17 protein-coding genes and 1 pseudogene are annotated in these 22,283 nt (G+C 69.3%); 8 read left to right on the top strand and 10 right to left on the bottom strand.

The annotated features are described in order from the left end of the window. Positions 1-475: 475 nt before the first annotated feature. From putP to ACGFWI_RS06055, 4 genes are all read left to right on the top strand, one after another. Positions 476-1,978, top strand: a complete 1,503-nt coding sequence (gene putP, locus ACGFWI_RS06070; protein WP_393904707.1) for a sodium/proline symporter PutP — start codon at positions 476-478, stop codon at positions 1,976-1,978. Between the two features lie 471 nt (positions 1,979-2,449). After that, the gene (locus ACGFWI_RS06065; protein ID WP_393904706.1) at positions 2,450-2,923 is read left to right on the top strand and encodes a hypothetical protein; all 474 of its coding nucleotides are present in this window, start codon (positions 2,450-2,452) and stop codon (positions 2,921-2,923) included. After that, on the top strand, positions 2,920-4,233 hold the full coding sequence (locus ACGFWI_RS06060; RefSeq protein ID WP_393904705.1) for an ATP-binding protein: 1,314 nt from the start codon (positions 2,920-2,922) through the stop codon (positions 4,231-4,233). The genes ACGFWI_RS06065 and ACGFWI_RS06060 overlap by 4 nt, the downstream gene beginning before the upstream one ends. A 342-nt stretch (positions 4,234-4,575) precedes the next feature. Continuing rightward, positions 4,576-6,639: a SpoIIE family protein phosphatase gene (locus ACGFWI_RS06055; protein WP_393904704.1), complete on the top strand. Its 2,064-nt coding sequence runs from the start codon at positions 4,576-4,578 to the stop codon at positions 6,637-6,639. Between the two features lie 156 nt (positions 6,640-6,795). Here ACGFWI_RS06055 and ACGFWI_RS06050 read toward each other — a convergent pair whose 3' ends face one another. Next, on the bottom strand, positions 6,796-7,440 hold the full coding sequence (locus ACGFWI_RS06050; protein WP_393904703.1) for a LysE family translocator: 645 nt from the start codon (positions 7,438-7,440) through the stop codon (positions 6,796-6,798). Positions 7,441-7,679: 239 nt separating this feature from the next. Beyond that, positions 7,680-7,952 (bottom strand): hypothetical protein, encoded by a 273-nt coding sequence (locus tag ACGFWI_RS06045; protein ID WP_393904702.1) that lies wholly within the window; start codon positions 7,950-7,952, stop codon positions 7,680-7,682. A gap of 115 nt (positions 7,953-8,067) precedes the next feature. Here ACGFWI_RS06045 and ACGFWI_RS06040 point away from each other — a divergent pair. After that, a pseudogene (locus ACGFWI_RS06040) lies at positions 8,068-8,328 on the top strand (VOC family protein); the annotation flags it as partial. 4 nt (positions 8,329-8,332) lie between these two features. Here the strand turns inward: ACGFWI_RS06040 and ACGFWI_RS06035 are convergent. Further along, entirely contained in the window at positions 8,333-8,794 is a 462-nt protein-coding gene (locus tag ACGFWI_RS06035; protein ID WP_393904701.1) for a hypothetical protein, read from the bottom strand. A 470-nt stretch (positions 8,795-9,264) separates the two neighbouring features. Between ACGFWI_RS06035 and ACGFWI_RS06030 the strand changes: the two genes are divergently transcribed. Beyond that, positions 9,265-9,897, top strand: a complete 633-nt coding sequence (locus ACGFWI_RS06030; protein WP_393904700.1) for a hypothetical protein — start codon at positions 9,265-9,267, stop codon at positions 9,895-9,897. A gap of 228 nt (positions 9,898-10,125) precedes the next feature. Here ACGFWI_RS06030 and sbnA read toward each other — a convergent pair whose 3' ends face one another. The 5 genes from sbnA to ACGFWI_RS06005 form a co-directional block, all read right to left on the bottom strand. After that, positions 10,126-11,187, bottom strand: a complete 1,062-nt coding sequence (gene sbnA / locus ACGFWI_RS06025; RefSeq protein ID WP_393904699.1) for a 2,3-diaminopropionate biosynthesis protein SbnA — start codon at positions 11,185-11,187, stop codon at positions 10,126-10,128. Between the two features lie 228 nt (positions 11,188-11,415). Then, a complete protein-coding gene (gene sbnB, locus ACGFWI_RS06020) occupies positions 11,416-12,489 on the bottom strand; it encodes a 2,3-diaminopropionate biosynthesis protein SbnB (protein ID WP_393904698.1) in 1,074 nt (357 codons plus the stop codon). After that, positions 12,486-16,061, bottom strand: coding sequence for an amino acid adenylation domain-containing protein (locus ACGFWI_RS06015; protein ID WP_393904697.1), 3,576 nt, complete (start codon positions 16,059-16,061; stop codon positions 12,486-12,488). The genes sbnB and ACGFWI_RS06015 overlap by 4 nt, the downstream gene beginning before the upstream one ends. Before the next feature lie 5 nt (positions 16,062-16,066). Further along, entirely contained in the window at positions 16,067-18,583 is a 2,517-nt protein-coding gene (locus ACGFWI_RS06010) for a Pls/PosA family non-ribosomal peptide synthetase (protein ID WP_393904696.1), read from the bottom strand. A gap of 583 nt (positions 18,584-19,166) precedes the next feature. Then, complete coding sequence (locus ACGFWI_RS06005; RefSeq protein ID WP_393904695.1) at positions 19,167-19,838, bottom strand: Lrp/AsnC family transcriptional regulator; 672 nt, start codon at positions 19,836-19,838, stop codon at positions 19,167-19,169. A gap of 330 nt (positions 19,839-20,168) precedes the next feature. Here ACGFWI_RS06005 and ACGFWI_RS06000 point away from each other — a divergent pair, with 330 nt between their 5' ends. After that, positions 20,169-20,633: a DUF2000 domain-containing protein gene (locus ACGFWI_RS06000; protein ID WP_393904694.1), complete on the top strand. Its 465-nt coding sequence runs from the start codon at positions 20,169-20,171 to the stop codon at positions 20,631-20,633. Between the two features lie 51 nt (positions 20,634-20,684). On the opposite strand, the gene ACGFWI_RS05995 is transcribed toward ACGFWI_RS06000, so the two are convergent. Both ACGFWI_RS05995 and ACGFWI_RS05990 read right to left on the bottom strand, forming a co-directional pair. Further along, on the bottom strand, positions 20,685-20,855 hold the full coding sequence (locus ACGFWI_RS05995) for a hypothetical protein (protein WP_393904958.1): 171 nt from the start codon (positions 20,853-20,855) through the stop codon (positions 20,685-20,687). Between the two features lie 148 nt (positions 20,856-21,003). After that, positions 21,004-21,363, bottom strand: a complete 360-nt coding sequence (locus tag ACGFWI_RS05990) for a PRC-barrel domain containing protein (RefSeq protein WP_393904693.1) — start codon at positions 21,361-21,363, stop codon at positions 21,004-21,006. A gap of 599 nt (positions 21,364-21,962) precedes the next feature. Here ACGFWI_RS05990 and ACGFWI_RS05985 point away from each other — a divergent pair. Continuing rightward, positions 21,963-22,280, top strand: coding sequence for a hypothetical protein (locus ACGFWI_RS05985; protein WP_393904692.1), 318 nt, complete (start codon positions 21,963-21,965; stop codon positions 22,278-22,280). Positions 22,281-22,283: the final 3 nt, after the last annotated feature.

The raw sequence follows: 22,283 nt of genomic DNA, 5'->3' as shown, positions 1-22,283 counted from the left end.
ATGCCCCCTCAGGACATTTCTGGCCGCACCAAGGGCTGTTGGAGCGTGGCGGCGCAGGCGCGGGGCGTACGCCGCACGCACCTTCCCGCACGCGGAGAGCACCACGACGTGGCCGGCCACCACGTGCACGACCGCGGCTCACCTCCGCTCGCCCGCAGAGCACGGAGAGGACAATTCCGGCGACCAGGCCCTCTCCTGGCCCGAATCGTCAAGTTTATGGGCAGTCGGCGGGAATGGGCCGCTGTGGGAAGCCCGCCCGGGTATGACCCTGGTGCCCGGCCCGCCCCGGGATGGTGCGGCCTTTGATTGCAAGGGACATCCGTCGAAAGGGGTGCCGCACCCGAGGGCTGATCCGTATTGTCAGCTCGCGCCGGAGCCTTCCCGTCCGGGATTTCCTTGCGGGATCCCCGGGCCCCGCGATACCTGGCAGAGCCTGCACCGAGGAGCAGTGGTGACACCCCTGATCGTACCGGTCATGATCGTATTCGGAATATTCCTGCTCGCCATGGTGACTGTGGGTATCTGGACGTATCAGGACACGCTGACGTTCTCCGACTTCGCTCTGGGCGGGCGGCGGCTGAGTGCACCTCTGGCGGCCCTGTCCGCGGGCGCCAGTGACATGTCCGGCTGGCTTTTCCTGGGATTGCCCGGGGCGGTGTACGCGGCCGGGATCGGCGCCTCGTGGATCGCCGTCGGTCTGGCCATCGGCACCTATCTCAACTGGCGGCTGGTCGCGCCGCGTTTGCGTACGTACACCGAGCTGGCCGGCGACGCCAAGACACTGTCGGCGTACCTGGAGGAGCGCTTCGAGGACGGCAGCAGGATGCTGCGCCTCGTCTCGGCGACCGTCATCGTCGTGTTCTTCACCGTCTACGTGGCCAGCGGTCTGCTGGCCGGGGGAGTGCTGTTCGAGGGGATCTTCGGGGGCGGCTTCGAGTTCGCGCTCACCGTCTTCGCCGTGGTGATCGTCGTCTACACCGTGCTGGGCGGCTTCCGCGCGGTGAGTGTGACGCACTCGGTGCAGGCCACGGTGATGTTCGGCGCGGCCATTGCGCTCCCCGTGATCGGCATCGGACTGCTCGGGGGGTTCGGCGCGGTGCACGATGCGCTCACCCACCAGACTGCGTCCCTGCTGGACATGGGGGCCAAGGCCCACTTCAACGGCTCCCGTTGGACGTCCGGTGAGCCGCTCGGCGCGGTGGCCATCATCTCCCTGCTCGCCTGGGGGCTGGGCTACTTCGGTCAGCCGCACATCCTGGTCCGCTTCATGAGTATCCGCAGCACCCGCGAAATTCCCTTGGCCCGCCGTATCGGTGTGAGCTGGGTGGTCGTCTGTCTGGCGGGCGCGTCGCTCGTGGGGCTGGTCGGGATCGCCGCCCTCGACCAGCCGCTGGACAATCCGGAAACCGTCTTCATCGCGGTCTGCGCCCAGTTGGTCAACCCGTGGGTCGCGGGCATCCTGCTGGTCGCCGTGCTCGCCGCGATCAAGTCCACGGCGGACAGCCAGCTGTTGGTGTCGGCGATGGCCCTCACCGAGGACTTCTACCGGGCCTTCGTCAAGCGGCGGGCCTCGGACGCGTCGATGGTGCTGGCGGCTCGTGTGACGGTCGTGGTCGTGGCGCTGGTGGCCTACGCCATCGCACTCAGCGGCGGAGCCGTACTGGATATCGTCGCGTACGCCTGGGCGGGCTTCGGCGCCGCCTTCGGCCCGGTCATCCTGCTGTCGCTCTACTGGCCGCGCATGACGCGGGCCGGGGCGATGGCCGGCATCGTGACGGGGGCGGTCACCGTCGTCATGTGGAAGCAGATCGACCCGCTCCTCGGGCCGCTCCAGTCGGGCATCTACGAGATGGTGCCGGGCGTGCTCGCGGCCACCGCGGCGGCGCTGCTCTTCGGGAAGTTCGTCGGCCGCCCCCCGCGCCGCACCTGGTCGGGCTCCATGAAGCGGCAGACCAACGCTACGGTGCCGGTCGGCTGAGTCCGCAGCGCGGCAGGGCACGGCGACGGGCACGGCGCCCTGCCCCGCCGGAACGCAGGGCCTGCTGCTGCGGGTGCTCGTCGGCGCACAGGCCGGTGCCGGCGGCACTCATCGCGTACCGCCCCGCCGGGCCACCGCCGAACGTTCCCGCGGCCGTCCATCCCGTCCCAGCGGCGCGCGGCGCACATTATGATCCGAGGAGGCTCAGCCGGCACCACGACTGGAAACGATGTGCCCCTCCACCGTTCCTTGCCGCCCCCCGGGCTCGTACGGGTGGCGTCCTTCGCCTTCGTAGTGACGGGCACGGCCGTGCTGTTGAGCAGTTGTACGGGGAACCGGGAGCCGCTGAGCGCCGGCCACACGTCGGCCGCCTCCGCCCCGGTGCGGCTGTGGCCCGAGCGGAAGCCGGCGCCGCAACCCGAGCGCGGGAAAGGGGAGAACCTCCCTGCGACCGTTCCCGGGGTGCCCCCCGTGCCGTCCGGGGACATCCGCAAGGCGAATCTGCTCGCTGTCGTCAAGGCACAGGTGGCTGCGGGCTCCGCCCTCGGAGGCGGCCCGCAGTTCGATTCCGGCACCACGAGGAAGATCGACGCCTGCGCCGCCGAGCCTGCGCACTGTCCGGTACGGAAACCCCAGTACCGGGATCTGACGGGCGACGGCAAGGCCGAACTGATCGTCGGCATCGAGGCGCCGGACCAGTCCCTGGCACTGTGGGTCTTCAAGCTCGACCACGGGCTGGTCACCCGGATCATGGACGCCGGTGCGACTCCGCTGTCGGTGGAGATCGCGAACGGCGATCTGATCCTGCGGGAGCCCACCGGCACCCCCGGGTACGACACCCGTACGGTCTACGCATGGGACACCCGGACGCGGACCATGGCCTTGAGGTCGATGGAGTTCGACCAGGCGGACTCCGCCACTCCTTCCCCGGAGCGCACACCGTGAGCGCCGGCCGGCCTCGGACGCGGCTGCTCCTGCCCGCCTGGACGGCGACGCTCTACTGGAAGTTCGCCGTCTTCGTCATCGTCATGTGCTGCGTCCTCGCCACCGTGGTCGGCGTCCTGGTGCACGTCCTCGTCGGCCGGCAGACCGAAAGCCAGGCCCGCAGTGCGGCGCTGTCCGAACTGGACTCCGCGGCGGACGCATACGTCGCCGGGGAGCCCCTCGGCCGCAATGCCGCGGTGAGTCCCGCGGATCTGCCCGTCCCGCTCCGCGTCATGGCACTGCGGGGTGAGCGCGGCACACAGCTCGACGACCACAACGGGCGCCCGGCGATGTGGGCCGTCGCCCCCGCCGACGGCAAGGCGCTGGCCGTCCACATCGATTACACCCAGCGAGCCGCCGCCATCCGCGGGGTGGACCGGGCCATCATCGGCTCCTCCGCCTTCGCGATTGCCCTCACACTCGGCGTCGGGCTGTTCGGGGTCTCCCGTATCACCCGTCGGTTGCACCACACCGCCCAGGTGGCCCGCAGAATCAGCACCGGCGATCTCGATGCCCGGGTGGACGATCCCCGGGTGCTGTGCCCCTCATCTGCCCAGGACGAGACCGCCGCGGTGGCGGCCGCGCTCGACGCGATGGCCGCCACCCTGCAGACCAAGCTGCACAGCGAGCAGCGCTTCACCGCCGATGTGGCTCATGAGCTGCGTACCCCGCTGACCGGGCTGCATGTGGCGGCAGAGCTGCTGCCGCCGGGGCGGCCGGCCGAGATGGTGCAGGAGCGCATCCGGACCATGAGCCGGCTGACCGAGGATCTGCTGGAGATCTCCCGCCTCGACGCGGAGGTGGAGCAGGCCGACATCGAGGTGCATCAGCTGGGACCGCTGGCGGAGCGTGCGGTGCTGGCCACCGGGCTGCAGGCCGAGGTCCGTATCCAGCGGGACAGCCGGGTGGAGACCGACCAGCGCAGGCTCCAGCGCGTGCTGGGGAACCTCGTCTCGAACGCCCACAGGCACGGCCGTGGGCCGGTGCTCCTGACCGTCGACGGCCTCGTCATCACCGTGCGGGACCACGGGGACGGCTACCCCGGCCACCTCCTCGACCACGGCCCCCAGCGGTTCCGGAGCCAGTCCGGCAGCGGTCGGAAGACCGGTCATGGTCTCGGGCTGACCATCGCCGTGGGACAAGCCCGCGTGCTCGGCGCCACACTGCGGTTCTCGAACGCGCCGGACGGCGGAGCCGTCGCCGAACTCGTCCTCTCGCCGCCGGTCCCGGCGCCGCGGCTGTCACAGCCGACGGGGTCCGGTAGCTCCTAGTCCGTGTCACTGCGGAGCGGGGCGATCGGGCCGGTGGCACCGGCCCTCTTGGCCATACTCATCGTCCTGGGCATGCCAAAGGGTCCGATCCGGCGAAGCCCCCCCGCGCGGGCCACGGGCCGGAGCGACCGTTGCCCGGGGCGACAACCACGGTGGCCGGTGTCGTAACCACCAACTGATCAACGGGATTCCTCACCAGCTCAGCACGGGTGTCAGCGGTCACGGGACCGATCGCACGCCGGAGTGTCCGCGCCTGGGCGACAAGCGCAGAATGAAGAGAGCCGCTCCGCCGTTCCGGAGGGCGGACCGGCCGCTTTGCGCGGTGGGTGGAAGGGAAAGCCGGTGCCATCAGATCGGCCGACCGACGAGAAGGCTCGTGGTCCGCTCTGGTCCGAGCCCGGTTCGCTGCTGGAGCATGTGGCCGTCGCCGTGTTCGGCATCGATGACGACAACCGGATCTGCTACTGGGGCCCCGGCGCCCGGGACCTCTTCGGCTACCACGCCACCGAGGCGCTGTCGCAGCCCGGCGCCCTCCTTCTCCCCGGGCCGGCCGGGGGCCCCGACGACTGCACCGGCATGGCGGCGCGGGGTCGGACCCTGGGGTACTGGCGCGGCCGTCTGCATGCCACGCATCGCGACGGCACGGTCTTCGACTGCGGGTTCCGGGTCTTCCCGGTGACCGGCGTCGCGGAAAGCTCGGTGGTCATGGTCCTGGCGAGCCGAGGCGATGAGCTGGACCGGGTGAAGACCAACCTCGCGTTCCTCGACGCCCTCTTCGCGACCTGCCCCATAGGCCTGGCCATGTTCGACGAGGAACTGCGCTACCTCCATGTCAACCAGGCCCTCGCCGACATGAACGGGCTGCCCATCGAGGAACACCTCGGACGGCGGCTCGCCGAGATCGTGGTCACCTCGGACGGCGGTGAGTACGAGCGCATGCTGCGCGCAGTCGCCGCGGAGGGCAAACCCGTCGCGGGGGTGCGGGTGGGGATGCGGACCCGCGGCCACCCGGACCAGGACAAGGTGCTGTCGGTGAGCTTCTTCCCGCTCACCCAGGCCGTGGGCACTCGTCAGGGGGTGGGCGGCCTGCTGGTGGACGTGACCGACCGGGAGCAGGCCATCGTGGAGGCAACCGCCACCCGTCAGCGGCTGGCGCTGCTGGACCGCGCCTCCGCCCGGATCGGCAGCACCTTGGATGCGAAGGTCACGGCCCAGGAGCTGGTCGAAGCCGCGGTTCCGGACTTCGCCGACGCAGCCGTCGTGGAGCTCGTGGAGTGGATGGACGAGCATGAGGCGTTCGACCCGGCCCTGCCGGTGGACACCCGCCGCATCGCCCACGGCACCGTCCTGCCCCCTCCCGCGACGGAGCTGGTGAGCGGTCTGGAAGCCGTGCACTACCCGCCGGGCTCCGCCATCCACCGGATGCTGCGGACCGGCCGTCCCCTCTGCGTACCGGTGAACCAGGAGTTCATGGCCCGGACCGTGCTGGACGAAACACACGCCCGACTGCTGGTCGACAGCGGTCTGGCCTGCCTCCTCCTCGCTCCGCTCATCGCCCGGGGAACGGCCCAGGGCATCGCGGTCTTCGGCCGGTCGCCGGCCAGACCGACCTTCACCGAGCAGGACCTCAGCCTGGCCGGCGAGCTCGCCTCCCGGGCGGCGCTGTGCCTGGACAACGCGCGGCTGTACAGCCGGGAGAGAAACATCGCGCTCACCCTCCAACGGGCCCTGCTCCCCACCTCCTTGGTGACCGGCCCGTACATGGACATCGCTCACCGCTACCTGCCCGGCAGCCGCGTCACCGAGGTCGGCGGCGACTGGTACGACGTGATCCCGCTCCCCGGTGGCCGCGTTGCCGTGGTCGTCGGTGACGTCATGGGACACGGTGTGGCGGCCGCCGCGGCGATGGGCAGGATGCGTATCGCCGCCAAGGCGCTGGCCCGGCACGACCAGGAACCCGACGAACTGCTCACCGAACTCGACGAGTGCGCCGTAGAGGCCGGCATCGAACTCGCCACCTGCCTCTACATCCGCTACGACCCCACCACCGGGAGCACCCGGATCGCCAGCGCCGGCCACCCTCCGCCCCTCGTCCTCCACCCTGACGGCCGGATCCAGCTCATCGACGAAGTGCTGGGAGTCCCGCTCGGCGTCGGCGGCTGTCCTTTCCGGACGACGGAGGTCGAGCTGCCCGACGCCGCCACCCTCGTCCTGTACACCGACGGCCTGATCGAGGCACGGGGCCATGACATCGACGAGGGCCTGAACGCCCTCCGCGCGGAACTGGGCCAGATCTCCGGCTCGTTGGAGGCCACGGCAGACCGGATCCTCGCCCGACTCGTACCGAGGTCCCCGACCGACGACACGGTCGTGCTGCTTGCGCGAGTGCACCGCGCGCCTCGGTGACATCTCGTAGCGACAGCACGCGACACCGGCCGGGGCGCAACGGCCCCCGGCTCGCCTGGCAGGGAGCGTCAGGCCGCGCAGCACCATCCGGCACGGGCTTCCGGCAGGACCCCGACCGTGCGGTGGCGCAGGCCGGCTGTCCGGGGCGCGCCGCGGTCAGTCCGCGCGGCCCGTGGCCGCCACCGTCACGCCCAGACCGATCATGGCGAAACCGCCCGCGCCACCGATCATCGACAGCCGGCGCTCGGAACGTGCGAACCAGTTGCGGGCGGCCGAGGCCGTCAGCCCCCACACCGTGTCCGTGATCAGGCCGATACTGATCGGCACCAGGCCCAAGGTGAGCATCTGGGCGGGCAATCCGCCTGCCGTGTGGTCCACGAACTGGGGAAGTACGGCCGCGAAGAACACGATGCCCTTCGGGTTCGTGACGCCGACCAGGATGCCGTCGGCGATCGTCCGTAGATCGCCGCGAGCAACCTGGGCGGGCCCGTCCGCAGCACTCATCTTCATGTCCTTGCGGTGCCGGAACGCCTGGACTCCGAGGAAGACGAGGTAGGCAGCGCCGGCCAGTTTCACGGCGAGGAAGACAGCGACGGACTGTTCGACCAACGAGCCGAGGCCGAGCGCCACGGCGGCCACCAGCAGATAGGAGCCCAGCACATTGCCCAGAACCGTCGCCAGTGCCGTGCGGCGGCCGTGTGCCAGAGCCCGGCCGATCACGAAGAGCACGCTCGGCCCCGGAATCACAATCACCAGCAACGACATTGCCGCGAACGCAAGCAGCCGGTCGGTCGACACCATGTTTCTCACCTCGGCGACCATTGAATCAGCCAGGACCCGGTGCCGTGCCCCCTGTCCCGTGAATCAACTGCTTCCACCCGCCGGCCGGGGGTACCCGTGGGCGGCCGGCGGGTGCTCCCGTAGCGTCCGTGCACCGACGCGGGCTCAGGGGAGTTCGTCGGTGCACCCTTCAGCCTGATCCGGCGGATCGCGGACTCCGCCGCGTACCACCGCGGCCGGGAACCGGGCGACAGGAAGCGCTATCCGACGGGCAGCAGGCCCGCGACCGGGGCCGCCATGTCGGTCACCTGGTGCAGCTGGCTGAGGTCACGGAGATGCTGCAGCTGGCCGGTGACCGTCGGCAGCTGGCTCTGGTACTTGGCGGGTACGGTCGCGGAGCCGAGGCTGTCGAGTTCGCTGAGCACGGAGAGCGTCGGCCGGGTCGGAGGGGTGGGCGGGGCGGCGGGCGCGGCCGAGGCGGACGACACCGCAAGGCCGGAGGCACCGGCGGTCAGGACAAGCGCTGCGTACATACGTCGAGTGGAGATCACGCTTTCACAAACGGCCCCGGGGCCGTGGCGGACACGGCTCGTGAGCGATGTTTGTTGCCTCCACCCTTCCGGCCGCTGCGGACGGCACAGTGGAGACATGAACACAGACGGCACGGACATTCTGACCCGGGCACGCGTGGCGACCAGGCTCCCGGCCCAGGACCTGGACCGGGCCCGGCGTTTCTACTCCGAGCGGCTTGGGCTGGAGCCCGTCGATGAACGTCCCGGTGGGCTGCTGTATCGGTGCGGAGGCGTGGACTTCGTCCTGTTCCGTTCGACGGGGGCCTCGCCCGGCACCTTCACCCAGATGGCCTGGGAGGTCGACGACATCGAGCGCGAGGTGTCGGAGCCGTCCCGTCCTTTCAGCCGGCGTTGTTGACCGCGGAGAAGTACGCGCGGGATGCGGGCAGGAGCAGGACGACCGCGATCGCTGCGGTGAACACGTCCGGGGCGTACGAGGCAAGGAGGCTCCAGTCGAGCGCGGCGAGCCCGTTCATGCTCATGTCGTTGAGCATGAACAGGAGACAGGCCGCGCCCACCACGATCATCACCAGCCGGGCCCCCTTGCGTCCCCGGCGCATCCACACGGCACACAGCAACCAGGCGGCGGCGAGCACCGCGAGCACCGCGGCGGACAGGGAGACCTGGAGGATCGCGCCCGACAGTCCCTCAACGTCCCGCAGTTGACGGAAACCGGTGGGAGGAATGACGAACGCGTCCAGCACCCAGCCACCGAATTCGAGGAACACGGTTCCGAACGCCGCTCTGAAGGCGATCTCCACCTCGTTCGGGGGTTGGCTGCGATCTGCCGTGGCGCGGATCATGCTCTCCCTCTCCTGGAGGCGTCGGCGGCAGGACCTGCCGCCGCAAGCCCGTCCAGCCGGGGCGGGCTCCGGGGCGTATGCATGTCATGGGTGCCGCGGCCTTGTCGGGCGGGTTCCTGACCCTTCCGGTCGGTAACCAAGACGGTGGGCATGGACTCCGGGTTCCACCGGTCGCCACGCAGCCCGTACGGAGACCCCGTACGGAGACCCCGTACGGGCCGCACCCGGACGAGGCCCCGTCAGGACCTCACCACCGCCACTGACCGCTCCGGGGCCGGAGGACGCCTTGCCCGCAACTCAGTGATGGCGGGCCCCGGCCATGGCCGTCGGACAGGCCTTAGCCCGATGCGTGAGTGGCGCACGGGGGTATCGGTGCGGTTGCGGCACTCCGGGGCTGCCGCAGGTCAGGATGAGTCCGAGGAGGGCGAGGAATCCCTCCTCCCGGATGACCGAGTGCCGCAGGAGGGTTCATGGCGGACTGGCTCACGATCTCGCAGTTGGCTACGGCCGGCGGCACCCTGGTGCTGGCGGCGGCCACCTTCGCGTCGGTGCGCTCGGCCAACCGCTCAGCACGCTTTGCTGAGCGGTCGCTCCTGTCCGGCCTGCAGCCTCTTCTGCTGCCCTCGCGCATGGAGGATCCGGCGGAGAAGGTCGGCTTCCAGGATGATCATTGGGTCCGGGTGCCGGGCGGCAACGGTTATGCCGAGGCCGGTGAGGGCGCGATCTACCTCGCGATCGCGTTGCGCAACGTGGGCCAGGGGCTGGCGGTCCTCGACGGCTGGGCGATTCGGCCACAGCTCTTGGAAGGAGCCGGGGATCGTCCTGATCTGGCGGATTTCCACCGGCTGACCCGTGATCTGTACATCCCGTCCAGGGATCGCGGTTTCTGGCAAGGTACGTTGCGTGACCCGTCCGAGCCGGCATTCGACATCGCGGCCACGATGATTACCGAACGGCAAGCGTTCATGATCGATCTGCTCTACGGCGACGGGGAAGGGGGCCAGCGGATGATCTCCAGATTCTCCGTACGCCCCGTCCACGAAGACGCTTGGCTGGCAACCGTTTCCAAGCACTGGAACCTTGACCGGGCCGAGCCCCGGTAACGACGCCGGGCAGCGGCGGTAGCGGTCCCACGCCCACGCCCGGCGGGGACGGACGCTGCCGCCGTTCCGGGACCGGGGCCAGGACGCTGACCGCCGCTGGGCGGCGCACCGGTGACCTCCTCGCTTCGGTGTGCGGTCCGGCAAATACGGCTCCTTCCCCTGCGCGTCGGCCATCGGCACACCACATCCGTGCCCACTGCACGTCCGATGTCGGCGAGCCGCAGCGCCCTAGATGTCGCCCGCCTGTTCCTGAGGCTGGTGGTACGGCTGCGGGCCATGGGGACGCCTCGGTGGTGCGGGGCGGGGTTCCTCGGGCGCGAGCGCGGGAGGCCCGGCGGAGTCGATCATGTCCTCGCCGTACAGGTCCTGCACCCAGTTGGCGTGGTAGATGGTGTCGAGGTAGCGCTCGCCGAGGTCCGGGGCGATGGCCACTGCGGTGAGCCCGCGGGTGTCGTGCCGGGAGAGCCAGTCCATCGCGCCGCTGACCACCGTGCCGGTCGAGCCGCCGAAGAGGAAACCGTGTCGGGCCAGTTGATGACAGGCACGGACGGTGTCCGCCTCCTCGACGCGTACCGCCTCGTCCACGAAGGACTTGTCGAGCAGCGGGGGATGGACGCTCATGCCCAGGCCGGGGATCATACGGCGTCCCGGTGCACCGCCGAACGTCACCGAACCGACACTGTCCACCGCGACGATCTGCACCGGCCGGTGCCACTCCCGGAAGTAGCGCGCACAGCCCATCAGGGTTCCGGTGGTGCCGGCCCCGACGAACAGCACATCCAGGTGGGGGAACCAGCGGGCGATCGACGGTGCCGTCCTCTGGTAGTGCGCCTTCCAGTTGCCCGGATTGGTGTACTGGCTGAGCCACACCCAGCGGTCGTCCGAGGCGCACAGTTCGCGGACGTAGTCGAGCCGTGCGTTCAGGAAGCCGGCGCCGGACTCGTGCGCGGCGACGACGTGTACCTGGCTGCCCAACGCCTCCATCATCAGCCTGGTCGACAGGTTGCAGCGGGAGTCCGTCACGCACAGAAACCTGTAGCCCTTGCTCGCCGCGATCATGCTCAGTGCCACGCCGAGGTTTCCGGACGAGGACTCGACCAGGACCGACTCCGGAGTCAGGGCGCCGTCCCGCTCGGCCGACTCCACCATCTCGGTCGCGGCCTTCAGCTTGATCGAACCGGCGAAGTTGAGGCCCTCGCACTTGAGGAACAGTGACTGCCCGAAGATCGCCTGGAGGTCGACGTAGAGCTCTTCCTCGTTGAAGGCGTAGGGAACGGATATGACTGGCATGATGGGTCCCTCCTCTGCGCAGAGCACCATCGGAATGTCCATCCGACTGTGGCCGGGGGGCTTCTCACTTTGCCGGTGTGCTGGTGTGTCCGACCGCGCCAGAGAGGGGACTCTGCTGGCTGCCGCGGTGTGGTGCGGCTCGGCCGGCGGCGACTGGGCCGGTGATGTCAACGGGGGACAGTTCCGCGTGGTCCTCCTTGTCGTCGGGGTGGCCGGGGTGCCGGCCGCTCATCCGTACCGGCGCAGTTCATGGAAGAAGTTGTCGATGATCCGCAGTCGTCCGGAGCGGACCACCTCGTCGTAGACGTACTTTCCGACCGCGAGATCGAGCACGCCGAGGCCGAACGGTGAGAAGACCGCGGGCCGGTCCGCCGGTATCGTCACCCGCCCGGTCATCACGTCGTCCAGCGTGCCGTGCAGGAAGTCCCGGTTGCCCGTGAGCTGTTCGGTCAGATGTGGCGAGGTGGCGGCGGTGAGACAGTGCTCGATGTCGTCGACGATGTTGGTCGAGGCCAGCAGGACCTGCGGCGCGAGGTCGCGCAGCGACACATGCAGGACAACCGGGTTGTGCGCGAACCACGAGGGGTCGTCGACATGCGGCTGACCGGCGACGGTGGCGAAGACCACCAGGTCGCTGAAGCGGATCAACTCCTCGGCGCTCTCGTGCACGGTGATCCGGCCGGCGGTGCCGGACTGCTCCAGGTACAGGCGGAAGCCGGCTGCGCTGTCGGCGGACAGGTCGTGCACGCCGATCTCGTCGAAGGACCAGCCGGTGCCTTCCAGGAACGTGTGGATGTAGCGGGCGATGAGGCCCGCCCCGAAGAAGCCGACGCGCATCGGGCGCGGACGGCCGCGGCTGAGCCAGTCGGCCGCCGATGCCGCTGACGCGGCGGTTCTGGTGGCGCTGATGATGGAGCTCTCCAGGCAGGCGAACGGGTAGCCGGTGGCGTGGTCGTTGAGGATCAGTACGGCGGAGGCCCTGGGCAGGTCGGACGCCACGTTCTCCGGGAAGCTGGAGATCCACTTCAACCCGTCCACCTGCGCGTCTCCGCCGATCGAGGCGGGCAGCGCGATCATCCGCGAGGACCGGCGGTCCGGGAAGCGGAGGAAGGAGGACGGCGGGTTCACCGACTCACCGGCGCCGTGCAGCCGGTAGGTTTCCTCGATCACCTCCACGATGTGCTTTTCGCGTCCTTGCAGGGCGGTCTGGACCTGCACTCCTGAGATCACCGCGAACGGGGGCACGGTGAGCGACGGTTCGGTCATGGCGGACTCCGTTGCGGTGGAGCGGATGGTGTTCATGGGACGGTCACCTCGATGGTCGGTGAGCAGTCGGCCAGGCGCAGCGGATCGGCCATCGCCACGACCACTTCCCGCGGCCCGTCGAAGGGCTCCCTGCTGTGCGCGGTGCGGACGTTGTCGACCAGCAGCAGGTCACCGGCCTGCCACGGCCGGCGTGCGGTGTTGGCCTCGTAGACCTTGTTGAGCAGCTGGACGGTGTCCTCGGCGATGGGGTCGCCGTTGCCGTAGCGGGTGTTGAACGGCAGACCGTCGGCGCCGTACTCGTCGATCAGGTACTCCCGGACCTCGGGGGCCATCGTCCACTCGTTGAGGAACGCGATTTGGTTGAACCAGCAGCGTTGCCCGCTGACCGGGTGGTGCACCACGGCGCTGCGGCGCTGTCTCGTGCGGAGTCCACCGTCGGGCTGCCACGAGAAGGCGATGGCGTTGGCGCGGCAGTAGTTCTCGACGGCGCTCCGGTCGTCGGTGCCGAACGCCTCCGACAAGGAGGCCCCGATCTCGTCGTTGTAGCTGCGGGTGAGCAGCCAGCCCTCCCGCGCGAACCGGTCGGTCAGCTCGGGCGGCAGCGCGTCGAGCACCGCGGTGGAGTCCGCCACCCCGGTCACCCCGCCCTCGCTGGGTGCGCCGAGGCAGGCGAACAGCATCAGGCCGGGGAACTCAAGCGTGTAGCTCAGTTCGTGGTGCATGCACATCGGCTGGTTCGGCGGCCACTTCGAGGAGGAGTAGACGCCCTCGGAGTAGGTCTGCCGGGAGGCAAAGGATTCCCGCTCCGTCACCGGAATGCGGTCCAGCCGCTGAAGGACCGTGTCGACCTCGGCCGCGTGGCGAAGCCCGAGGCCGCGGACGAGGACCGCACCGTGCTCGACGACGGCGGCAAGCAGCGCGTCCCGGTGCTCGGCCGTCCACCTCGCGGCATCGACAGCGGCGTCGACCCGCAGCATCGGAGTTTTTCCGGGTTGCCGCTCCATGTCCGGCAGGGAGGTCGGAAGTGAGGATGCCATGGCGTTTTCCTTTCGGTCGACGTCGGATGGCGCCGGCCGGTGTCGTGCACCGTGTGGCGCACGCTCGGATCCGGGCAGTGTCTGCGGCAGTTCGGAGCCGGCTGTCGAACGGCTCTCGACGAGCCGGGCCAGGTCGGCGAGGACCGGGTGCTGTGTGAGGTCCTTGAGGGAGACGACCCGGTCCAGGCAGATCGCGACTCTGACGCCCGACAGCGAGGTGCCGCCGAGCTCGAAGAAGTGGTCCTGCCGTCCGATGCGGTTCTCCGGGACGCCGAGGGCCTTGGCCCATGCGGCGGCGAGCCGCTGTTCGGCGGGTGTGGTGGGCGGCTGGTGGCCGTCCACGGCGGTGTCGCGTTCGTCGGCGAGTGCGGCCAGCGTCTTCTTGTCGACCTTTCCGTTGGCGGTCAGGGGCAGACTCTCCCGCCAGTGGAAGGCCGACGGGACCATGTACGCGGGCAGCGACCGGCTCAGCCGGTCCTGCAGTGCGCCGGCCTCCAGCGGGCGCCGCCCGGCGTAGAAGGCCACCAGTCGCCCACCGTGGCCGGCCTGTGCGGAGACCACCACGGCACCGTCGTGGATTCCGGGCACCCGGAGCAACGCGTTCTCGATCTCGCCTGTTTCGATCCGGAAACCACGGATCTTGACCTGGGTGTCCTGGCGGCCGAGGAACTCCAGTTTTCCCTCCGGCGACCACCGGCCGAAGTCGCCGGACCGGTAGAGCCGCCTGCCCGCGTGGTGCGGATCCGCCGGGAAGGCCCGCCGAGTGCGCTCGGGGTCGTTGACGTATCCGCGGCCGACGCAGACTCCGGAGAACACGATCTCGCCGGGGGCGCCGAGCGGCACCGGCGACAGGTACTCGTCGACGATATAGACGTGCACGTTGTTGACGGGGCGGCCGAGCGGTATCCGTTCGGTGTCCGGCACCCGGTCCATGACCTCGTGGTTGGTGTCGTCGGAGGTCTCGGTCAACCCGTAGGCGTTGACCAGTCTGATCCGCGGCGCGGTCGCGAACCAGCGCTGGACGAGCTCCTTCTTCAGCGCCTCGCCGGTGACCGATACGCACCGCAGGGAGGGCAGTTCGCGGGGGTGCTGCTCCAGAAAGGACAGGACGACATCGAGGTAGGACGGCACCACCTGGAGCACGCCGACGCTGCCGTTGACGATCGTGTCGAGGAACCGCCGGACGTCCAGGACGGCCTCCTGCTCGACCAGCAGGGTCCGCCCACCGGCCAGGAGCGCGGAGAGCAGTTGCCACAGGGAGATGTCGAAGCACTGGGGCGCGGTCTGGGCGACGACCTGCCCCTCGGCGATCCCCAAGTCGTCGATCTTGGCGTAGAGGTGGTTGAGCATGCCCTCGTGCTCACACATCGCGCCCTTGGGTTCGCCGGTGGAGCCGGAGGTGAAGTAGAGGTAGGCGAGTTCGTCCGGGGCGACGGGGACGCAGGGGTCGCTGTCGTCGCGGCTTTCCTCGCACATCGCGTCGATGAAGAGTTTCCGGATCCCGGGCAGCGCGTCCAGGGCCTGGTCGAGGGGGGCGGTGCTGTCGGGTTCGGTCAGCACCAGGCCGCACGAGGCACGGGAGAGCATGGTGGCCATGCGGTCGGCGGGGAAGTGAGGCTCGATGGGCATATAGGCGCCCCCGGCCTTGAAGACGGCGATGATGGCGGCCAGCCAGTCCAGGTTGCGCTCGGTCACCACGGCGACCACGTCCTGCCGTTGCAGCCCCCTTGCCAGCAGCGCGTGGGCCAGCCGGTTGGCGCGGGCGTTGAGCTCCCGGTACGTCCAGTGCCGAGCGCCGTGCACGGCCGCGACGGTGTCCGGGTGCTCTCGCACGCGCTCCTCGAACAGCTCGTGGAATCGCCGTTCAGGAAGCTCCCGCCGCGGTCCGGCGAGCCCTTCGAGCTGGAGGTGGAGCTCCTCGGCGGACAACAGACTCTGCCGCCCGTGCGCGGCATCCGCATCGGCGGCCATCAGCGCGAGCGCGGTGAGGTGATAGCCGGCGGTTCTGGCGGCACTTGCCTCGTCGAGCACATCGGTCCGGTACCGCAGCCGCAGCAGGCGCCGGCCGTCCTGGCGCACCAACGCCACCCGCAGCACGGTGCCCTCGGTGGTCCCTCCGTCACCGGTCGGATCGACCACCGTCTCGGGCGACGGTTCGGACGGGCTCGGCATTGCCCCGGGGCCATCGGTCGGAAGGCCCTGGTACCCCGGCAGTTGCGAGGCGACGTGATGAGTGTCGAGCACCAGCAACCGCCATGAAGTGGCCGCGGTCGTCAGTCGGCAGGGCAGCGGGCTGCCGCCCGCCACGGCGATATAGCCGGTCGCGACCGTCTGCTCACCGGTCAGCGCGCCGAGCACCTTGGCGTGCGCGGCCAGCAGCATCGAGTGGAGGGTGACTCCCCACTCCTGGGCCAGCCGGTCCAGGGCAGGTATGAGGCCCTCGGGCAGCTCCGCCTCGTGCTCGGCGGTGCCCGGAACGGGGGTGCGGGTCCATCGCGGTACGGTGGCGAACCCGCCGACGGCGGGCACATCGCGCCGGAAATCCACGTCGTGCTTCAGAGGCGTTCCCATCGGTTCTACCTCCACTCCCCGCCATCGCCCCGGCGGATCTGCCGGGCCGGATTTCCCCCCCATCGTGCGGCCTGCGGAAGGACTTCGCCCTTCATGAGGAATGAGTCGGGGGCCAGCACTGCGCCGTCACCGATCGTCACGCCGTAGTGCACGAAGGCGCCGACCCCGAGAGTGCAGCCGGAGCCGATCGTGCTGCGGTCGGACTTGAAGGTGCCGTCCTCCTGTGAGTGGCACTGGACGACGCTTCCCGTGTTGAGCGTGCAGCCGTCCCCGATGGTGACCATCGACCTCTCGGTCAGGTAGCAGCCGTCGTCGAAGACCCTGCGGCCGAGCTGGACACCCAGCAGCCGCCAGATCACGTTCTTGAACGGCGTGCCGTTGAAGATCTGCAGGTACGTCTCCGACGGCACCTTCCAGAAGCGTTCACGCTTCCAGAAGCGGCGGTCGTAGATCGAGCAGAACAGCGGGCCCGTGGGGTGGAATGCCGTGACGGCACGTTCGATCAGCACGTAGTACACGGCACTGAAGAGGACGACGAGGACATTGGCCAGCGCGATCGCCGCCGCACCGAACACGGCGTAGAGGTCGGCGGCGACCGAGACGAGCAGGGTGACCAGGAAGAAGTAGATCCACCGGACCAGCAGGTACCACCCCATGGTGGCGGCATTGTGCCTGTTCTTGGCGGGGAGCCGGCGGCGCAGTTGCTCCTCGCTCTTCAGCCCGTCGAAGCTGCTGTCACGCTGGACCGACCGCGGAATCTCGAAGCTGGGCGAGCCGAGAAGCCCCACACCCTCCCGGATGTTCCCGTCGACGGGGACCATGACCTTCGTCGCGAGGAGGCAGTTGTCGCCCGTCCTGCCCCGCGAGGGGTAGGCGATCCGGTTCCCGAGGAAGTTGCGCGGTCCGATCGACGTCCGGGAGACGCGGAATGCGGTGCTGGAGAAATCGGCGTTGTTGATGGACAGTCCGTCGGCGACCATCGTTCCGCTCCCGACGGAACTCAGGTACGGGGTCTCATGCTTCACCTCCGTGCCGAAGTTCGACCCGGTCTGCTCGATCCGGGAGAGGTCGTAGCCGAGGCACCGCAGGTAGTGGACGATGCCGGAGCTGTCGCCGAACAGGCGCGTCAGGGACTTGCTGTTGGTCATGAGAGTGATCGCCCGGTGCACCCCGTAGTGGAAGCCGTACAGGGGATAGACCTTGCCCGGTGTGATGGTCCGGTTCAGCAGGCGCGGGACCGTGGTCAGGAGGAGGAGACCGAGGGGCAGGACGCCGAAGAAGACGACGAGCGAGAACGCCAGGGCGTCACCGTAGAACGTCCAGCTCGTGAGGGCCGCGGGCCCCGGTTCCAGGGCCGCGGCGAGCTGCGGGGCCGCGGCGACCAGGATGCCCACGGCGCCGATCGTCAGCGGCACGTACACGAGGAGCACGGTCAGCAGTTGCAGGCCGCTGTGCAGCGCCCTCCTCCTGAAACCGCAGTTGGCTGCGCCCACCACCTCGTAGTCCGCGTCGGTCCGCTGCGCCGGTGACCCGTGCCAGTGCTCGCCGTTGGGCACCGCCTGCCCGCTGTGCAGGGAGGAGGCGTGGCCGAGCTGGGCCGCGTCGCCCAGTGAGGTATCGATGTCGAGCACGGTCGCCTCGCTGACGACCGCGTCCTTCCCCAGGGCGACCGTGCCGGTCTGGATCAGTCCGGCGTGGGCCCGATAGCAAGGGAAGAACGAGTCCTTGCGTACGAGTGCTCCGTCGCCCACGGCGAGCAGGTCGGTGCACACGGGAACGTTGCGGGAGAAGATCACGACGCCTCGCCCGATTCGCGCGCCCAGCGCCTTGAGATAGAGCGCATAGAGCGGCGAACCGACGAACAGGACCAGCGGGTCGGTACGGATCAGCGTCTTGACGATCCAGAAGCGCACATACGCCAGGCTCCAGATACGGATCTGCCGAGGCTTCCACCGGCCGATGAGCACCCACTTCACCAGCACCGGAAGGGCGCACAGCGTCAGAAAGCTCGCCGTGCCGAACAGGACGGAGCGCAGGTACACGTCGAAGACGCCGGACCCGGCGGAGATCCACGCGTAGCCCCGCGCGGCGACGAGGGCGATGAGATAGGAGTAACCGAGGAAGGACAGGAGCTGTAGCGCTCCGCACAGAACGTAGTGCGGCCTACCCGTCGGAGCCGTTGATGCGGGTACCGGCGACTCGACGGGGGCGGAGGGCGCGGACACTGCGAGCGCCGTCGTCAGGCTCCTGATCGTCGGATTCCGGTAGACATCCTTCATCGACACCGACGGCAGGTCCGCATGCTTCCTGACCCGCGCACAGAACTGCGCCATCAGCATCGAGTCGGCGCCCAGTTCGTCGAAGAAGTTGCTGTCGACCGATATCTGACCGGCGCCCACGACGTCAGCCAGCACCGCGGCGAGAATCCTCTCTACACCGGCGGTCGGGGCGGCAATCGCGCCCCGGACCGTGGGGGATTCCCCCAGATCGGGGGGCAACGCTTCAAACGACTTTCCCGCCATGTGGGCTCCCTCGGGAAGTTCCGGCCGCCGTCGTCCAGTGCCCTGGCACCAGGCGCCTTCGCTTGTTCCGGCGCCAGCCCGAGGGGGCGAACCGAGCGGTGGGTTTGGTGTCGGCACGGACGGCGAATCCGCCAGCGGGAAGCCAGCTCCGTTGTCGTCTGTACTCGACACGAGAGACGGTCAGACATCACAACCTTTGTTCGATGCTAGCGTGGGAGTCGCATGGGTACATTTTGGAAAGTTTTCGCATATTGGTTACCTGCTCGACACGTGGGCGCTGGAGCCTTCGGGCCGGGCCGCAAGGGTCGCCCTCTCGGTCACCGATGACGGGGCCGGGGGGCGAACCCGCACCCCCCTCCACTCCCCAGCAGTAACAGGGCACCGCGCCCGGTATCAGGCGCCGCACATCGCACTGGGGGAGTTGCCCGCCCGGCCGGGTGCGCTCACGCGGGAATTCCACTTTGTGCGCCGGCTTTCCCCTCGTGCGGAGTACCGCACGGACATCAATTTCCTGCCCGGTTATCAGTGGGCGTGGCCGCGACCGGCCCGGGGCCGGAAGGCATTCACCGGCGATGTGCACGGTTCACCCGAATGGGGGCACGTGGGCGCGGCCTTTGTCTCCTATATGGCGCGCCCTTTGTCTCCTATAAAAGGGGTCCACGAATACTGAGGGTTCAAGAGCGCTGCGTTCCTCCGCGTCGGCAGTAGCCGCCGATCGGACACGGCCGCCGCCCGCTGTGTCCGAACGGTGGCCGGTGTTCAAGCGGTGCCGGTGCGGCGCGTGGTCCTGCTCGACGTCGGCCGGCTCGATGGTGCGCGACTGCACGTGCTCGTACGCCATGGTCGTCTGCACATCGGCCACCTCACGCCGCTCGGTGAGACGGTCGATGACGAACGTGTAGAGGCCGTTCACATCCGGCACCGCGATGTGCAGCAGGAAGTCGAAAGCGCCGGAGGTGACGAACAGCCCGATCACCTCCGGCAGTTGCTGCGCCCACTCGCGGAAACCCTCGATGACCGGTCGGGCCGGCGGGCGGATCCGTACCGAGATCAGCGCCTGAACCGGCCGGCCGGCCGCCTCCAGATCGAGCGCCGCGTGATAGCCCGTGATCAACCCGCGCTCCCGCAGCAGCCGCACCCGCTCCAGCGAGGTGGACGGTGACACCCCGGCCTTCGCGGCCAGGTCCCGGTTGGTCTGCCGCGCATCGTTCTGCAGCTCCCGCAATAGCGCCTTGTCGATCGCATCAAGTTCCATGATTCAGCCCTGTAGCCGTATGAAGTGCGCGACTCATCGTGTCGCACCGGATTGATGCCTAGCCTAAAGGGCTATGAGGTCACAGAACCACGGCACGCCCGTCGGTACCGGGCTTGTCTGGGCGCCGCCCTGCTGTGGGGCATTGGCGGTCCCGCGCAAGCTCTGGCCGGCGCCCCATCGGCCCGGCTGCCCTCGGCGGTCGGCCACTGCTGGTGGGCTGCCTGGCAGCCGCCTGCCTGCCCGCTTCCCGCCGGCGGCGCAGCCTTCCGGCCCAAGCCGCTGCGGCAGCCGTGCACACGCCTGCCGCACCCCGACTCCAGGAGACGCACCGTGCCCGGACCAGCACTGACCAACGAGGACATCCGCAGCGACCTGTCGACCCGGCAGGCGAAGCTGAAGTGGGTGATCGTCGTCGACGACGCTCTGCCTGCCGGGCGGCAGGCCAACGCCGCTGCCTGCATTGCCGCCAGTGCAGGCAAGCAGCTGCCCGAACTCGTCGGACACGACGGCGAAGACGCCGGCGGATTCCGCCACCCCGGCCTGCCCTGGGCCGGCTGTTCCGTCCTCGCCGCCGACACCGCAACTCTCCACGGACTGCGCAGCAAAGCCGCGGAGAAGGCCGACGTGCTGATCATCGATATGCCCGAACCCGCCCAGACGGCGCGGGTGTACGACCAGTACCTGGAACAGCTCGCCGGAACCAAGGCCGACGACCTCACCTACTGCGCCGTCAGCCTCATCGGCCCCCGCAACCGCATCGACAAACTCGTCGGCAAGCTGAGCCTGCTGCGCTGACACTCCTACGGGAGACGCTCGGCCGGCTCCGGACGCTCCTTCCCGTACGGATCAGGGGAAACTGACGAGGTTGGCCAGGTTGGTGGCGGAGTTGGACGGGCCGCCCCGGTCGTTGATGGCGTGCCGGATCGTTCCCGTGCCGCCCAGCGAGACCGTCACCATGTCCTTGAAGCGCACGAGCACTTCATGGTTCCTGGTCGTGGCGGCGTGCCATCGCGCCATCGTGACGGCGGTCCCCGGCGGTCCTCATCCTGCGGTAGCGGTCGCAGGATGAGGACGGCCGGCAGGGCTCGCAGTTCTTCGATGCGGCTTCGCGAGCCCAGTAACCCGGCTCGGCGCCCCGCAGAGGTCTCAGCTGGTACCCCGTTCCCTACAGGGTGGCCGGCTGTCCGAGTGTGGCGTAGTAGGTGCCGACTTCGGTGAGGTAAGAGGCTTCGGTGGTCTGGCTGTCGAAGGCGAAGCGGGGCGCGGCCTTGATCTCGTCCCTGGTGTGGGTGACCGTCACCGTCCTGGCGGCCGTGTCGATGGCGTGCACGATGCCGGCGGGGACCAGGAGGCTCTTGCCGAAGATCCACACGCTGGTGTCGACGATGAGGTGCTGCCTGCCCGGCTCGTTCATCTGTCGTTCCACTTGCCCCAACGTTCCGTCGGGAGTCTCCACGGTGAACCCCGTCAACGGCTCCTGACCCTGGTAGCCAATGTCAGCCGGGTACGCCCAGATGTTCTTCATGACGGTCGGTTCCTTTCTCTCTGCACTATCGGGCCGGGGCGGTCCGCGAGGTTGACCGCCGCCGCGAACTCCGCCCCGGCTCGCCCCCTGCCCTACCCAGGTAACAGAACGTCACACGGCCAAGCATCCAGAGAGAGGCCAACTCAGGGACCGCACGGCTCCGCACGAGTGGCCCGGCCGAAGCTCGCCAAGAGCCTCCACCTGCGGTTTCGCCCCTTCTCATCCTCCGCGAAAAGAGGCGTCCCAAGGATCTGCGGGGGTGAATCCCTTTCGTGGCCGATGCGCTGGGTAAGGGCAGGGAACGCTGCCCGCGCCACAGGCCCCGACAACGGGGAGAAGGACATGCAGCACCCGCACACGAGCCAGAAGCGTCGGTCCCACCCGGCCCGGGGTGCCGTCGACCATGAACGGCAGCCGACGCCGCGGACACCGCGAGCGGCTTCCTCGTCGGCCTTCTCCCGCCTTCTGGAAGGGCGCGTGGGGAGGGCGAAATGGGGGAGCGAGTCGGGGGTCTGATCGGGTGGTTCGGGGTTCGCCGCTCGTATGGCGGGCACGCTCCCCGGCCACCACGCATGGACGACGCGAAGGAGGTGAGCTCCATGAGCACCACCGAGGCCCCACGCAGGGGCACGGCACCGCCGGCACCGCATGTCGGTCTGGCATCCCGACCCGAAGCAGCGGGGCGCGCACGGCGTCTGGCGGAGACGCTTCTGCAGGGCCTGAGGCCCGCCCCGAACCAGGACGCCGCTGAGGCGGTGGTGCTGGTCGGCTCGGAACTGATCACCACCGGCGTACGGCACGCGGGCGGGCCGGCCTGCTCGCCGCGCGGTGTCGTCGCCTCCCGGACCCCAGGCCTGCCTCCCGTGGAAATCCTGGAGCGCAGGCCGGTGCCGCCGTTCGTGACGGATGCCGCCTGAAGT

The organism is Streptomyces sp. NPDC048434 (genome assembly GCF_043200375.1).
Lineage (GTDB): Bacteria > Actinomycetota > Actinomycetes > Streptomycetales > Streptomycetaceae > Streptomyces.
The sequence above is the reverse complement of the archived record's forward strand: the minus strand, read 5'-3'. Positions and strand labels throughout refer to the sequence as shown.

Excerpts from the sequence above, each read along its gene's own strand:
- putP (WP_393904707.1), top strand. The coding sequence starts at position 476 with ATGATCGTATTCGGAATATTCCTGCTCGCCATGGTGACTGTGGGTATC.
- ACGFWI_RS06050 (WP_393904703.1), bottom strand. The coding sequence starts at position 7,440 with ATGGTGTCGACCGACCGGCTGCTTGCGTTCGCGGCAATGTCGTTGCTG.
- ACGFWI_RS06045 (WP_393904702.1), bottom strand. The coding sequence starts at position 7,952 with ATGTACGCAGCGCTTGTCCTGACCGCCGGTGCCTCCGGCCTTGCGGTG.
- ACGFWI_RS06035 (WP_393904701.1), bottom strand. The coding sequence starts at position 8,794 with ATGATCCGCGCCACGGCAGATCGCAGCCAACCCCCGAACGAGGTGGAG.
- ACGFWI_RS06030 (WP_393904700.1), top strand. The coding sequence starts at position 9,265 with ATGGCGGACTGGCTCACGATCTCGCAGTTGGCTACGGCCGGCGGCACC.
- sbnA (WP_393904699.1), bottom strand. The coding sequence starts at position 11,187 with ATGCCAGTCATATCCGTTCCCTACGCCTTCAACGAGGAAGAGCTCTAC.
- sbnB (WP_393904698.1), bottom strand. The coding sequence starts at position 12,489 with ATGAACACCATCCGCTCCACCGCAACGGAGTCCGCCATGACCGAACCG.
- ACGFWI_RS06015 (WP_393904697.1), bottom strand. The coding sequence starts at position 16,061 with ATGGGAACGCCTCTGAAGCACGACGTGGATTTCCGGCGCGATGTGCCC.
- ACGFWI_RS06010 (WP_393904696.1), bottom strand. The coding sequence starts at position 18,583 with ATGGCGGGAAAGTCGTTTGAAGCGTTGCCCCCCGATCTGGGGGAATCC.
- ACGFWI_RS06005 (WP_393904695.1), bottom strand. The coding sequence starts at position 19,838 with ATGGAACTTGATGCGATCGACAAGGCGCTATTGCGGGAGCTGCAGAAC.
- ACGFWI_RS05995 (WP_393904958.1), bottom strand. The coding sequence starts at position 20,855 with ATGGCGCGATGGCACGCCGCCACGACCAGGAACCATGAAGTGCTCGTG.
- ACGFWI_RS05990 (WP_393904693.1), bottom strand. The coding sequence starts at position 21,363 with ATGAAGAACATCTGGGCGTACCCGGCTGACATTGGCTACCAGGGTCAG.
- ACGFWI_RS05985 (WP_393904692.1), top strand. The coding sequence starts at position 21,963 with ATGAGCACCACCGAGGCCCCACGCAGGGGCACGGCACCGCCGGCACCG.